The sequence below is a fragment of the Diplocloster agilis genome (genome assembly GCF_019042275.1).
GTDB lineage: Bacteria > Bacillota > Clostridia > Lachnospirales > Lachnospiraceae > Diplocloster > Diplocloster agilis.
In genome coordinates this window covers 151,442-164,414 of sequence record NZ_JAHQCW010000001.1, presented here as the reverse complement: position 1 = coordinate 164,414, position 12,973 = coordinate 151,442, and the positions used below count along the sequence as shown (strand labels likewise).

10 protein-coding genes are annotated in these 12,973 nt (G+C 48.1%); 9 read left to right on the top strand and 1 reads right to left on the bottom strand.

Annotation, left to right across the window (positions count from 1 at the left end; translation table 11 throughout):
• Positions 1–13 precede the first annotated feature (13 nt).
• The 6 genes from KTH89_RS00660 to KTH89_RS00635 all read left to right on the top strand — a co-directional run bounded on the left by KTH89_RS00660 (position 14) and on the right by KTH89_RS00635 (position 6,676).
• A complete protein-coding gene (locus KTH89_RS00660; RefSeq protein WP_158343367.1) occupies positions 14–928 on the top strand; it encodes an MBL fold metallo-hydrolase in 915 nt (304 codons plus the stop codon).
• 3 nt (positions 929–931) lie between these two features.
• Positions 932–1,165: a hypothetical protein gene (locus KTH89_RS00655; RefSeq protein ID WP_238720248.1), complete on the top strand. Its 234-nt coding sequence runs from the start codon at positions 932–934 to the stop codon at positions 1,163–1,165.
• Between the two features lie 14 nt (positions 1,166–1,179).
• Positions 1,180–2,778: an ABC transporter ATP-binding protein gene (locus tag KTH89_RS00650; protein WP_238720247.1), complete on the top strand. Its 1,599-nt coding sequence runs from the start codon at positions 1,180–1,182 to the stop codon at positions 2,776–2,778.
• A 2-nt stretch (positions 2,779–2,780) separates the two neighbouring features.
• Positions 2,781–4,634 (top strand): ABC transporter ATP-binding protein, encoded by a 1,854-nt coding sequence (locus tag KTH89_RS00645; protein WP_158343365.1) that lies wholly within the window; start codon positions 2,781–2,783, stop codon positions 4,632–4,634.
• 69 nt (positions 4,635–4,703) lie between these two features.
• On the top strand, positions 4,704–5,153 hold the full coding sequence (locus tag KTH89_RS00640) for a PH domain-containing protein (RefSeq protein ID WP_238720246.1): 450 nt from the start codon (positions 4,704–4,706) through the stop codon (positions 5,151–5,153).
• A gap of 20 nt (positions 5,154–5,173) precedes the next feature.
• Complete coding sequence (locus tag KTH89_RS00635; RefSeq protein ID WP_238720245.1) at positions 5,174–6,676, top strand: FGGY-family carbohydrate kinase; 1,503 nt, start codon at positions 5,174–5,176, stop codon at positions 6,674–6,676.
• 24 nt (positions 6,677–6,700) lie between these two features.
• Here KTH89_RS00635 and KTH89_RS00630 read toward each other — a convergent pair whose 3' ends face one another.
• Entirely contained in the window at positions 6,701–7,519 is an 819-nt protein-coding gene (locus KTH89_RS00630; protein ID WP_158343356.1) for a M15 family metallopeptidase, read from the bottom strand.
• Between the two features lie 203 nt (positions 7,520–7,722).
• Here KTH89_RS00630 and KTH89_RS00625 point away from each other — a divergent pair, with 203 nt between their 5' ends.
• From KTH89_RS00625 to KTH89_RS00615, 3 genes are all read left to right on the top strand, one after another.
• Positions 7,723–8,151 (top strand): hypothetical protein, encoded by a 429-nt coding sequence (locus KTH89_RS00625; protein ID WP_158343354.1) that lies wholly within the window; start codon positions 7,723–7,725, stop codon positions 8,149–8,151.
• 421 nt (positions 8,152–8,572) lie between these two features.
• Positions 8,573–9,451, top strand: a complete 879-nt coding sequence (locus KTH89_RS00620) for a 3-isopropylmalate dehydrogenase (RefSeq protein WP_238720244.1) — start codon at positions 8,573–8,575, stop codon at positions 9,449–9,451.
• Between the two features lie 539 nt (positions 9,452–9,990).
• Positions 9,991–12,966 carry an alpha/beta hydrolase-fold protein gene (locus KTH89_RS00615; protein WP_238720243.1) on the top strand — a complete coding sequence of 992 codons (2,976 nt, stop codon included), beginning with the start codon at positions 9,991–9,993 and terminating at the stop codon, positions 12,964–12,966.
• Positions 12,967–12,973: the final 7 nt, after the last annotated feature.

The following is a 12,973-nucleotide window of genomic DNA, read 5'->3' as shown; positions in this document are numbered from 1 at the left end:
GAGAATAAATCATATGGAATGTATATTTAATGAAGAAAAGCACAGGGTTCTGACACCGGATAATCTGGTGATCCGGATCAAGGTAACGGATTGGCTGTATATACTGGACGATATCAACTCCGAGAGAATGTATCTGATCGTCGGAAAAGAGCGGGCGTTGCTGTTCGATACCGGTTACGGGCTGTTCGATTTCCGTCCACTGATCCGGGAGGTTACGGATCTTCCGTTGACGGTGGTCTGCTCCCACGGACATGATGACCATGTACTTGGTAACCATCTGTTTGATACAGTCTATATCGCCAGAGAGGATTATGAATTATGTCTTGCAGGAGACAATCCGGAGTCCAAAGACAGACTGATCCGTTCCAGGTACAAAAAGACACCGTATATTGAGGAGGTAATCGACCGGGATGCCTATATGAATATGACGATCCGGAACTGTGACTACCGTTTCGTAGGTGACGGCGACGTGTTCGACCTGGGCGGGCTAACCTTGAAGGTCTATCCGCTGCCGGGTCATACGAAAGGCTCCATCGGGCTTTACTGTAAAGAGCACAGGGCCATTTTTGCAGGGGATGCGCTTACTTATCATCATGTGATTATGTATGGAAAATCAGGAGACGCTCCGGCAGCGCCTTATCTCTACTACGCAGCGCTGTCCAGGATACAGAAACTATCGATCGATACCATATGGCCCGCCCACGGGGATGTGCCGGCCCCGAAGGAGCTGATTCAGGACACGAAAGAGGTGTTCAATAACTGGGCCAAATATGCGGATCCTAAAAAAGACCAGGAAAAACACGGCAGTGTGTTCGGCAGAACCTGCAGATATACAGATCCCGTCAGTCAGATCGTCATGGCCTATCATCCAAACCGGCTCGAGGAAATGCATGAGTTTATGAAGAACCATGACGGCAGGATGGAATAATTTATGAAGAACATATTCGGTTATCTGCGATCCTATCTCGGGCTGGCCATTTTATCCCCTATTCTGATGATCGGGGAAGTTCTCGCTGATCTCACCCTCCCTTACCTGATGTCTTTTATCGTTAATTATGGGATTATCGGAATGCAGATAGACGGCCCGGATCAGGGGTCCCGCTTTGCGGCGGGAGTCATGACATTGCTCCACAAGACCGGATATGGCCGAATGGATATCATCTAACTTTTGGGTTCCTGATGCTTGCAGTGACCCTTCTGGGCGGCTGTTTCGGAGTGTCTACGGCTTATACCTCCGCCAGGGCGGCTCAAGGTCTTGGAAATGACCTGCGTCTGGACACCTTTGGCAGGATCATGAACCTTTCTGTCCAGCAGACAGACCATTTTACCACAGGTTCTCTGATTAACCGGATTACGAATGACATCGCCATGGTCATTGAGTTTGTGGAACAAATGCTCAGGGGATTTGTGCGTCCTCCTATGTTTATTATAGGAGGGGCCGTCATGCTTTTTTTGCTGGATGTGAAATTCGGGCTGATTCTGCTAAGTACTATTCCGGTACTGGCCGTCATTATATTCCTGGTGCTTCGCAGAGCGATCCCCCATTACAGCATGGTACAGCAGCGCCTGGATAAGGTGAATTCCATCGTCCAGGAAAATTTAAACGGTGCGCGTGTCGTTAAGGCATACGTACGGGAGGAATATGAATGCGGCCGTTTTGAGGAGGCCAACTCGAAGCTGAAGCAGGAAAATTACAGAGTTTTGAAACTGATGGCAGTGATCTCCCCGGTTTTGAGCATTCTGCTGAACATCGCTGTCATTCTTGTTATATACGTGGGCGGATTACAGATCCGCATTGAACAGGCAGGGATGACTACCGGAGCTTTGATGGCGGCTATTACCTACATGACTCAGTCCCTGAATTCGGTCATGATGGCTGCCAATCTGTTTCAGTCCATCTCCAGAGCGGATGCATCCGCGGCCAGAATCAGCGAAGTCCTCAAGACAGAGCCGGTCATCAAAGGCGGTAGCAGGAAGCCTGAGGATAACAGCAGCGGAGGCCGGGAGAACTGTGTGAAAACAGCCATATTATTTAATAATGTGAGTTTCCGTTATCCCGGAACCAAAGGCAGGCCGGTACTGCATAACATTAACCTGGAATTAAGAAAAGGGGAGATGCTGGCGGTTATCGGAGCCACAGGTTCAGGAAAATCGTCGCTGGCAGCCCTGATTCCCAGATTCTATGATGCGGACGAGGGAGAAGTCCTCATAGACGGAGTACCTGTAAAAGATTACCCGCTTGAGGAACTGAGAGGAAAAATCGGGTATGTGATGCAAAAGGCGGAGCTGTTCTCCGACACCATCGAAGAGAATATCAGATGGGGAAAAAAGGATGCGGATACAGAACAGATCCGGCATGCGGCAAGGATTGCGCAGGCAGACTTTATCCTGGACTTTCAGAATCAGTATGATACGTATATCGCGGAAAAGGGCGCCTCCTTATCCGGGGGACAAAAGCAGCGGATCTCCATTGCCCGGGCATTAGTCCGCACGCCACAGATATTGATACTGGATGATGCCACATCGGCGCTTGACCTTGTGACGGAAAATGCTTTCCGCAGTGCGTTAAAGGCATCCCTCTCAGACACTACGGTGCTTCTGATCGCGCAGCGGATCGCAAGTATTATGGATGCAGATCGAATTGCCGTGCTGGAAAATGACGGTACTATCCGATACTGTGGAAAACACCAGGAGTTACTGAAGGTGAGCGAGACCTACCGGAATATCTACGATTCCCAGATGAGAGCAGGCGTTATGACGGAAAAGGAGGGCAGATGAGTATGGCAAGCCAATCGAAGGATAGCGCACCGCCGGTGGTGCGGGTGGGCAATGGACGGGGTGCTTACAGCGGCCTTCTGAGTTCAGAAAAACCGAAAAATACCAGGGGTACCCTAGTACGTCTGCTTCGCTATCTTGGAAAATCCAGAGGAGTCCTGCTGGCGTTGCTGGCCTGTATGCTTATCGTTACAGGTACAGAGATCGCCGGACCAATGTTCCAGCAAAAAGCGATCGACACAATATCCTATGATAATGCACGGCTTACCGTTGACTTTGGACGGATGAGCTCATATCTTCTGATTCTGCTTGTTATGTTTATTTTAAGCGGTATGCTTACCTACGGGCAGGGGGTACTGGCGGCAAAGTTATCTCAGCAGACGATCTATATTCTGAGGAGAGATCTGTTTCAAAAGATGGAATACCTTCCGATCCGCTATATTGACACCCATCCATCGGGAGATCTGATGAGCCGTATGACGAATGATGTGGAGAATGTGTCCAACGCTATTGCCCAGTCCATAACCGCTCTTTTTTCCGCTGTGCTGACTCTGACTGGAGCCCTGTGCATGATGCTGTACTACAGCCGGTTGATGACCGGGGTGGCCGTACTCATGGTACTGATTATTCTGTTGACTTCCACGCGGCTTACGAAATTCATGAGAAAATACTACAAACGGCAGCAAGTTCTGTTAGGGAAAATGAACGGCCAGGCGGAAGAGAAGATCACCGGATTCCGGACGGTAGCGGCCTATGGAAAGGAAAGTGAAACACTCACACGTTTTGCGGAAGTGTCTGAAGATCTGAGGGTAAACAGTATCAGGGCCAGGGTCTGGGGATCGATACTGGGCCCAATCACGAATTTTATCGGAAATTTCCAGTATGTCCTGCTGGCGGGCACCGGCGGTTTTCTCATGATCCGTGGAAGCAGCGGTATGACGGTAGGCGGTATACAGGCTATGCTTCAATATTCTAAAAAACTGAGCCATCCGGTAAACATGATTGCGAATCAGTATAATAATATTCTGACCGCGCTGGCCGGAGCGGAGAGGATCTTTGAGATCATGGACAGTCCTTGTGAGACAGATGAAGGCACAATGGATTTTCCGCCGGAACACGTGAAAGGGGAGATTGAATTCCAGGATGTGCAGTTTGAATACACAGAAGGAGAACCGGTGTTAAGACATCTGGACCTGCAGGTAAAGGAGGGGCAGAAGATCGCTGTCGTCGGGGCTACGGGCTCCGGAAAAACGACGATCGTGAATCTGCTGACCAGATTTTATGAACCGTCCGGCGGGCGCATTCTCATCGACGGTACAGATATTAAGGAAATTCCCAAGAGGCAACTGCGCAGCGCGATAGCGATCGTACTGCAGGATACGGTCCTGTTTCAGGACTCGATTCGTATGAATATTGAGTTCGGAAGAAATAAAGTACGGGAAGAAGAACGGAAGCGGGCAGCGGTTACCGCCATGGCAGATCAATTTATCGAGCGTTTACCGGAAGGATATGATACCATATTAGCAGAGGATGGGACGAATCTCTCCGAGGGGCAGCGACAGCTGCTGTCTATCGCGCGGGCGGTGCTGGCGGATCCCAGGATACTGATTTTGGATGAGGCCACTTCGTCGGTCGATACACGGACTGAGATGCAGATACAGCAGGCGATGGTGAACCTGATGAAGGGCCGGACATCCCTGGTGATCGCTCACCGGATCTCCACGATACGGGACGCGGATCTGATCGTTGTGCTCAGAAATGGAAGGATTGCCGAGCAAGGCAGCCACGAAGAGCTGATGGAACTGGGTGGGGAATACTACAGGCTCTACAACAGCCAGTTCCGGGGGAACGTCACATAGGATTCCGGCCGGACAGATGAAATGGTATGGACGGATTATAGAATAAGGAAGATCGAATAGGGTGATACGATGGAGCAGGATAAAGAAAAAATAAGAAATAGCCGGAAACGGAATGCAGTTATAGTCGCAGTTATTTTTATAGGTCTTACATTATACCAGATCTATTCCCAGGATAGCAGCAATGTGAGGCTTTCTTTTGATAAGGTGAAATTCACCATCCGTTATCAGCAGGAGAACATCCAGATCCCCTATTCCGCTATAGAGAAGGTTACGTTGGAAGAAGTGACGGATACAGGAACCCTGATTAAAGGAGATACGACCAAAGATTATCAGTTTGGAGTCTGGGAAAACAGCCGTTGGGGCAGATATGTTCTTTGCATTTACCGGACGTCAAGAAAATGTATGGTAATAGAGACAGCGGATATGAGATATGTGGTTAATGGGGATACCGACCAGGCATCGGAAGCCATGTACGACCAGTTTTTGGAACTGCTTGGCCAAATAGGCCAACAGTCATAGAATAGAGAAGGAGCTTAGGAATGAATAGAGAATTATTGCTGGCAATAGACATTGGAACAACAAACTCAAAGGGAGCGCTGTTTACGTTGGACGGGGAGGTCGCAGCTTCCGCATCCTGCAGGCACCAGGTATCCCATCCGCATCCAGGCTGGGCGGAACATGATGCGGTGGAGGTCTGGTGGAAGGAATTCTGCTTTTTATGCAGAAAGCTGCTGGATCATGAAAACATCTCCGCCAAAGACATCATATCGGTTGGGATCAGTTCGCTGACTCCCGCAGTGCTGCCGGTAGACCGGCAGGGCGAACCGCTCCGGCCGGCGATGCTCTACAGCTTGGATACGCGCGCAGCACAAGAGATCAGGGACATAAACCGGACATTGGGAGAAACGTATTCGCTTCAGGAGAATAAACGGCCCATCTCGCCGAAAAGTACCGGTCCAAAGATCCTTTGGATCAGAAACCACGAGCCGGAGGTGTTTGCAAACACTGCATACTATATGGGTGCGCCTACCTTTCTCGTACATCGGCTAACCGGTGAAGTGGTGGCGGACTATGGTTGCTATAAACTGGCTGGGCTGCCATTTTCACTGAAAGCTTTTGGCTGGGACCATAGGGCGTGTGAAGCATGCGGTGTCAGAATGGAACAATTGCCGAAGCTTCGTTTTGCCACAGAACTGGCCGGCACGGTGACAGAAGAGGCAGCCAGGCATACCGGGCTGGCTCCGGGCACTCCGGTGGCAGTGGGGACCGGGGATTTTTTGGCAGAGACATTGAGCTACGGCACGGATTTTCTGGGCCTTCCGCAGATCAGTTATGGTACCTGCGTCGGCGTAGACAATGGAAACGACCATGCTTCCATCCTGTTCCCGGATTATGTTCCGAATGTCAACCAAAAGACCGTACCGGGCGGATCGATGTCTAACGGATGCGGCAATATCGACTGGATGATTTCAATGCTCTCGGGAATGGAACCGGGAAAAAGACTGGACTCGGAATTGCTTGCGCATTTCGCACAAACGGTACCGGCCGGCTCCAACGGGCTTGTGATGCTGCCATATTTTAACGGGGAAAAGACGCCGTTTGACGATCCGGAAGCCAAAGGGCTACTGTTCGGCCTGCGCATGAGTCATACACAGGCGGATTTGTATAAGGCGGCACTTGAAGGCACGGCCTATGCGATCCGGCATGTACTGGATATGAAACCCGGCGGACATGACAGGAGGCAGGCAGTAGTTATGGGCGGAGGCATCAACATTCCGGGACTTCTGCAGACGGTCAGCGATGTGACAGGCTATCGGCAGACCACGCTGGAAAGCTATAATGGTTCGCTGGTGGGAGATGCCTTTATCGCGGGTATGGCTTGTGGTGTGTTTCAGGAGCGTTCCGAGATCAATGCCTGGGTGAAAACTTCCAGAACGATTGAGCCTTCAGATGGAGTTAAAGAAGTCTATGACCGCGGGTATCAGATGTATCTGGATCTGTATCAGGCGGTTTCCGGATTGATGCACAGACCTTGCCTGTAATAGTAGGCTGGTTTCCGGTGCTGACTAATCATCAGATTTCTCAAAATGCTGGTAATCTTTTCGGCTGACCCAGTCGCCGCCCCAGGTAAACCCATGTTCCGTAAACAGGCGGTAGGCGAGATCCTCATGATCGATTTTGCTGATAAACTCCGACGAACGGTCGGCATAGGGCCCGCTGCCGGATGGACTGACTGCTGCCGCCGTGACATACGGATTATAGAGTGGATTGATGTCCACCGCCAATCCGTAGCTGTGGTTAGACAGCTTGCCGGAACCTGCGATTTTGCGGTAATTAAAGCAGGAAGTGTTGTTCGCCTGCATGGAAGCCTCATCGTCCGCGCCATAGTCATCAATGAGGGATACTGTAGCCAAAGGATAACCCGCCTGGTACAGTTCATAGAAGATTTCGATCAGATCCTGGGCGATGGCTTTGTTACAGATCAATTCCCCCTGCTGTGCCTCGCCGGAATAGTCTACGTACATCAGATTCAGATAGCGCAGTTCAGAATAGGGGAGCGGGCAGTCTTCCGGGTAAGAACAGCCGGTGATACGCCGGATGACAGACTGGGGGATTGGTTCATATGTAAAGCCGGGGGCATAGGTGATGCAGTCCGTATCCGAAACGGCTCCGCTGTTATCCGCCGGTATGGAGCGCGAATCCAAAGAAGGGGCGGCAGCCTGTGGCGCGGCCGCATCCGAGTCCCCGGTCTTACTGTCAGCCGGCGTTTGATGAGTCTGATCCGCAGCCGGAGCCTGATCGCTAGCCTGGTAATCCTGCTGGTCCAGATAGAAACATCCGGCGGCCAGCACGGTGATAAATAAATATTTGATATAAGGTTTCATATTCAAAATCCTTTGCGCACTATGATGTAATCTATTATATTCCAACTGCGGACAAAAAGTGAAGGTAATAATAAGTTATTGTCTGCATTCGCATAATTTCACAGGATATTGCTAAAACTAACCGAAAGATAAAGATTGGGAAAAGAGGTAAACACTTTTCCTGTATAAGAATGGCATAATGAATGTGCCGCTGGAGGGATAAAATGATCAATGATGTAGACTTGCTGCGTGATATCTGTGAAAATGCGGAAATGGGACGGGATGGTATCATGCATATACTCAAGCAGACGGAGGATTCCAATTTAAGCCAGGTGCTGACCAGGCAGCTGTCGGAGTATCAGAAAACCTACGACACGGCGGATAAAATGCTGCACGAGAGAAACCAGGAACCCACGAGTGCGAATCCCATGGCGAAAATGATGTCTTACGTCTCATCCAGTGCGAAGACGATGATGGATAACTCGGCCTCCAAAATCGCGGAGCTTATGATCCAGGGCAGCACCATGGGGATTACGAACATGACAAAAAGCCTGCATGATTATGATGACTCTGACCAGGACGTTAAAAAACTGGCGGAAAAGCATATTAAGACGGAACAGGCAAATGTGGATGAGATGAAGAAATTTCTGTAATCCTGTGGATGATTACACAGGATTGCCGTAAGAGGAAGAAACAAAATATGTATGTTGTTACAAAGTGCGTTGCAGCGCCGGCCGGTCAGAATAATGGCCTGGATACTGTAATTCAATTTGTAACAGCATTTTTTTTGCGCTTTTCAGTACCATTTTCAATATATCTGAATATTGCAGAATATATGTAAATTATGTATAATAAAACTCAGATCGTCACAGATCTTTGCGGGTCTAAACCGCAGAAGGATTCTATTTGTCACATATGTGACACTCTTAAGTGCTGCACAGCACATTAATGGCCGAATCGGCCGAAGATTCAGCGCGATAACACAATAAAAAGATCGAAGAAGCGGAGGAATGCTTATGGAATGACCATTGAAGAACCGGATAAATTCTATTATAATAGATAGGAGAAGTATATATGGGAAAAAGGATATTGCAATGGCATCCGGCATTCCAGGCGGCCCTGCAGATTGAATTATCTAAGGAAGAAGATTTCCTTCAATTTGAGCGGGAATATAACCTCTCGAGTAAACCGCTTCAGATCGATACGTTGATTATAAAAAAGGAACCCGGTTTCCGGATTGAGAAAAGTATCGGCAGGATCTTTCGTCGGTATAATATTGTAGAATATAAAGGGCCGGAAGACTATATTAGTATCAACAGTTTTTTTAAAGTAAACGGATATACCTGTATTTATCAAGCCAACACAGAACATGAGATGGAGATTCCACCGGAGGAATTAACCATAACACTGGCTGGATACCATTATCCAAGAAAGCTGCTATTGTATTTACAAGACATTTATCATGCAGAAGTAGATAGGCCGTATCCGGGGATCTATTATGTTTCAGGTTTTTTGTTCCCGATACAGATTCTTATAATCGGAGAGTTGTCAAAAGAAGAGAATGTCTGGCTGGGACGTCTGAGAAATGACCTGGAGCTGAAAGCGGATATTGAACCGTTGGCCAAGGCATATAAAGGAATGGAAAGGAACCCGTTATACGCGGCTGCGATGGATCTGATCGTACGGGCGAACTGGAAAAAATATCAGGAGGGCAGAAAAATGTGTGAAGCATTACGGGAATTATTTGCGGATGAGTTGAAAGAACGTGAAAATTTGGGGATAGAACAAGGGAAAGCAGATGATGTTTTGGAACTTTTGGGAGAGTTAGGGCAAGTGCCGGAACCGCTTCGCATACGCGTTACTTCTCAGAAGGATGTAAGTATTTTATCTGCCTGGTTAAAGTTGGCGGCGAGAGCGGACAGCATCGAAGAATTTCTTGATCGCATAGAGTAATGTGAAAACGAAAAATAAAGGGTGTCTCCCTGCAGGAGGATCAACCCGAATATCGGATAATCTCCCGTAGAACAAATTTCTTCCCAGGGTTGGGATATTACACAGGATTGTCATAAGAGGAAGCAACAAAATATGGATGTTGTTACAAAGTGCATTGCAGCGCCGGCCAGTCAAAATAATGGCCAGAACACTGGAATTCAATTTGTAACAGCATCTTTTTTAATTCTACGAAAATATTAGAAATTTTACATCTAAGTGTCAAGTTTTTATATAGTCCGGAGATTCGGACATTTTTAACATGGAAATGATTAAAAGCGTTAAAAAATATAGATAAATTTTACAAAAATGAGTTATATTCTTGAATAAAATTGACAAATAGTGCATAAAAACTTATAATATTATTTAATTAAAAAATTTAATTAATATAAGAAAGGCACTGTATGAAAAAGGAAGACAATAGTTTAATGGAGCAGAATGCAGAATGAAACAGAAAGAAGAATGGAGGGAGAAGAGCATTGGTGAAGAAAAGACATACACAAATGAAGAAAATATTAACACTGCTTTTGGCAATCATTCTAATGGTACCTGCAGTTAATATCCCGGCAAATGCGACGGAGAGTAAAGCGTCAAAATTTGTGGAACTTGATGGAGAATGGAATTTTAAACTTTATCGTACATATAACAGGATGTTCCAGTATTTTCCGTATAACATGGTTAATGTGACCTGGGAAGACGCAGATTCCGCAGGGCTTCCGGACGAGTCTGTATGGAATACTTGGGAAAAGGTGGATATGCCGTGGGCGGATGTATCGACAGGAGGACTGCTTCCTATTGACCGGCCAGCCCAACCAAGCGTCTTGGCCGAGGAAGAGAATGAGACTGAACCGGCAGGAGAAGATGATCAGAATAAGTCGATGCAGACATTTGGGACAAACAGGGAACAGCCAATTGATCCGGCGCCAGAGTTAACAAATGAGCCTGCAGCTACGCTAAGTTCTGAGCCGACGGCAGCCCCGGAAACCACAGTAAATCCAGAGCTTGAACCGACGGCAGTCCCGGAAACCACAGCAGAACCGGAACCTTCGACAGTCCCGGAAACCACAGCAGAACCGGAACCGACGGCAGCTCCGGAGACCACAGCAAAACCGGAACCGACGGCAGCTCCGGAAACCACAGCAAAACCGGAACCGACGGCAGTCCCGGAAACCACAGCAGAACCGGAACCTTCGGCAACCCCGGAAACCACAGCAGAACCGGAACCGACGGCAGTCCCGGAAACTACAACAGAACCGGAACCGACGGCAGTCCCGGAAACTACAACAGAACCGGAACAAACGAACGTCCCGGAATCAGAGCCGGAACCATCTCTGTCACAGGCGGTATTAGGAAGAGCGGCTTCTGCCTCCGCCCCTGCTCCTCTGGCGGCTTCTGCGCCTGATACGGCTATGTTCCCATCCTGGTCCGAAGCATGGGTATGCAGAAACTTCGATTTGCCGGCGGATTTCACATCGGATCATGAGGTTACACTGCTGATGGGTATCATTGACGATATGGATGTAATCTATATTAACGGACAGCTGGTAGCTTCCAGCGGATTTGTAGACGGCAATGGTAATAAAACAAATCAGTTTCCTGCCAATGGCGGCTTTGACTATAGTAACGCTAATAAAGAAGATCAGGTAAAATTTGAAAAATCCTACTGGGAAGTTAACAGGGAATATAAGATTCCGACCAGCTGCCTGAATCTGGGCGGGAAAAATGAGATATGCATCCGCGTATATAACAATAATGGAAACGGGGGATTCTACAGCGGCAATCCCTATGCAATCTGCGGGAATGAGCTGGCAGTGCGTGCGGTAAAAGGCCTTCCCGCCGATCCGGTCACATCGGCAGAACTGGATGCCGTCGTGCAAAGCCAGATAAATGCCATGAATGCCGGCGATATGAACGCGTATGCGGCAACTATTTCCGATGATTATAAAAATGATGGCCATACAAAGGAAGAAAGGCTGAAAGAAATTCAGGACATGCTGTCGCCCTACGACAATATAAACGTACAGGATGAGAATGCGGGAGCCTATAAAGATGACCAGGGACGGTATTGGTATTCCGCAAATCGAACAATAACAGGGAATGACAGAAACAGCGGCGCTCAGGCGGTCATTTTTTCAGACACCGTTGAAATCTGTTATGCGGATGAGGGCGGCAAGATATTGGAATACGGCAACTGGAGCAGATGTTATGCGGTCTCCTATGAATCCGCTCTCTTTAACCAGACCCTGAAGTATGGGATATATCTGCCCCCCGGTTATTATGAAAATGATAGTCGGAACTATCCGGTGGTTTATCTTCTTCACGGAATTAATTCCAGCAGCAGCTCTTTCATCAATGTAGACCAAATCGGTGCGTTTATGGATCAGCAGATTGCAAGCGGAGCGGTGACGGAGATGATCGTAGTTATGCCGGATTCAGGAAAAAATAGTTTTTACCGGGATTCGGATTATGATCCGTCAAATCATGACTCTACCGGTCCCTGGAGGACACATGTAACCTCGGAAATCCGGTCGGAAATTTTGAAGAATTACCGGGCGCTCGGTGATGCCAAATTCAGCGGTGTGACTGGGATTTCTATGGGTGGTTTTGGAGCAATGTGCATCGGAACTTTGTATTCCGAGCTGTATACCTCCGTGGCGAGCCATATGGGAGCTCTGAATCAGGAAAGCCTGAACTGCCTGAAGAGTTTGAGTGAAAGCCAGCTGGAAGCTTATGATTTCTATGTAGACTGCGGACTTCAGGATACTATGGTGGATTACAGGGGGACGGTCAATACCCATGAATATTTGGACAGCGTGGGAAAAGAACACGGGTACGATTTGCGGGACGGCGGCCATAACAGCGCCTTTTACATGGCTGGTATGCCTGCATCCATGAAAATGCACAGTGATCATTTCCTGAAAAATGGGTTGTTTGACGCTGAGTTATCAAATACATCAGGTACCTTTGACAAAAATTCAAAGGGCTCGGATCATAAAGAAATAACCATTCCGCTTAAACTGAATGGAAATGTGATCATAAGTATAGATAAACTGGAGGAAGGGACGGATTATAGAATCGATACGGACGGGATTGTCCTGCTTATGAACTATTTGAATACATTGACAGAGGACACGGATCTGAAGATCAATTTGGCCAGTGGTAAATCCTTTAGCTTCCATCTGAAAGTTACAGATACTACGGATCAGGAACCAGACGTTACACCGGGACCCACGGTTTCTCCGACACCGGTGCCTCCTTCCACGCCGGAACCAACACCGGATCAGGGGAAAGGATCAGACAATAATTCTTCCGATAATTCGGGCGGCGCCGGTGGAAGCGGCAATGACAGTCAGAATACACCTGCGGCAACGGGAGATACCTCGGAGGCGGGAACCCTGTTGTTCCTGATGATTAGCTCCATACTGGCTGCCTCCGTATCCGTTATCTATATAAAAAGACGTTCTGTAAAAGAAATTTAAACCGGTT

Excerpts from the sequence above, each read along its gene's own strand:
- KTH89_RS00650 (WP_238720247.1), top strand. The coding sequence starts at position 1,180 with ATGCTTGCAGTGACCCTTCTGGGCGGCTGTTTCGGAGTGTCTACGGCT.
- KTH89_RS00655 (WP_238720248.1), top strand. The coding sequence starts at position 932 with ATGAAGAACATATTCGGTTATCTGCGATCCTATCTCGGGCTGGCCATT.
- KTH89_RS00635 (WP_238720245.1), top strand. The coding sequence starts at position 5,174 with ATGAATAGAGAATTATTGCTGGCAATAGACATTGGAACAACAAACTCA.
- KTH89_RS00625 (WP_158343354.1), top strand. The coding sequence starts at position 7,723 with ATGATCAATGATGTAGACTTGCTGCGTGATATCTGTGAAAATGCGGAA.
- KTH89_RS00630 (WP_158343356.1), bottom strand. The coding sequence starts at position 7,519 with ATGAAACCTTATATCAAATATTTATTTATCACCGTGCTGGCCGCCGGA.
- KTH89_RS00660 (WP_158343367.1), top strand. The coding sequence starts at position 14 with ATGGAATGTATATTTAATGAAGAAAAGCACAGGGTTCTGACACCGGAT.
- KTH89_RS00620 (WP_238720244.1), top strand. The coding sequence starts at position 8,573 with ATGGGAAAAAGGATATTGCAATGGCATCCGGCATTCCAGGCGGCCCTG.
- KTH89_RS00615 (WP_238720243.1), top strand. The coding sequence starts at position 9,991 with ATGAAGAAAATATTAACACTGCTTTTGGCAATCATTCTAATGGTACCT.
- KTH89_RS00640 (WP_238720246.1), top strand. The coding sequence starts at position 4,704 with ATGGAGCAGGATAAAGAAAAAATAAGAAATAGCCGGAAACGGAATGCA.
- KTH89_RS00645 (WP_158343365.1), top strand. The coding sequence starts at position 2,781 with ATGGCAAGCCAATCGAAGGATAGCGCACCGCCGGTGGTGCGGGTGGGC.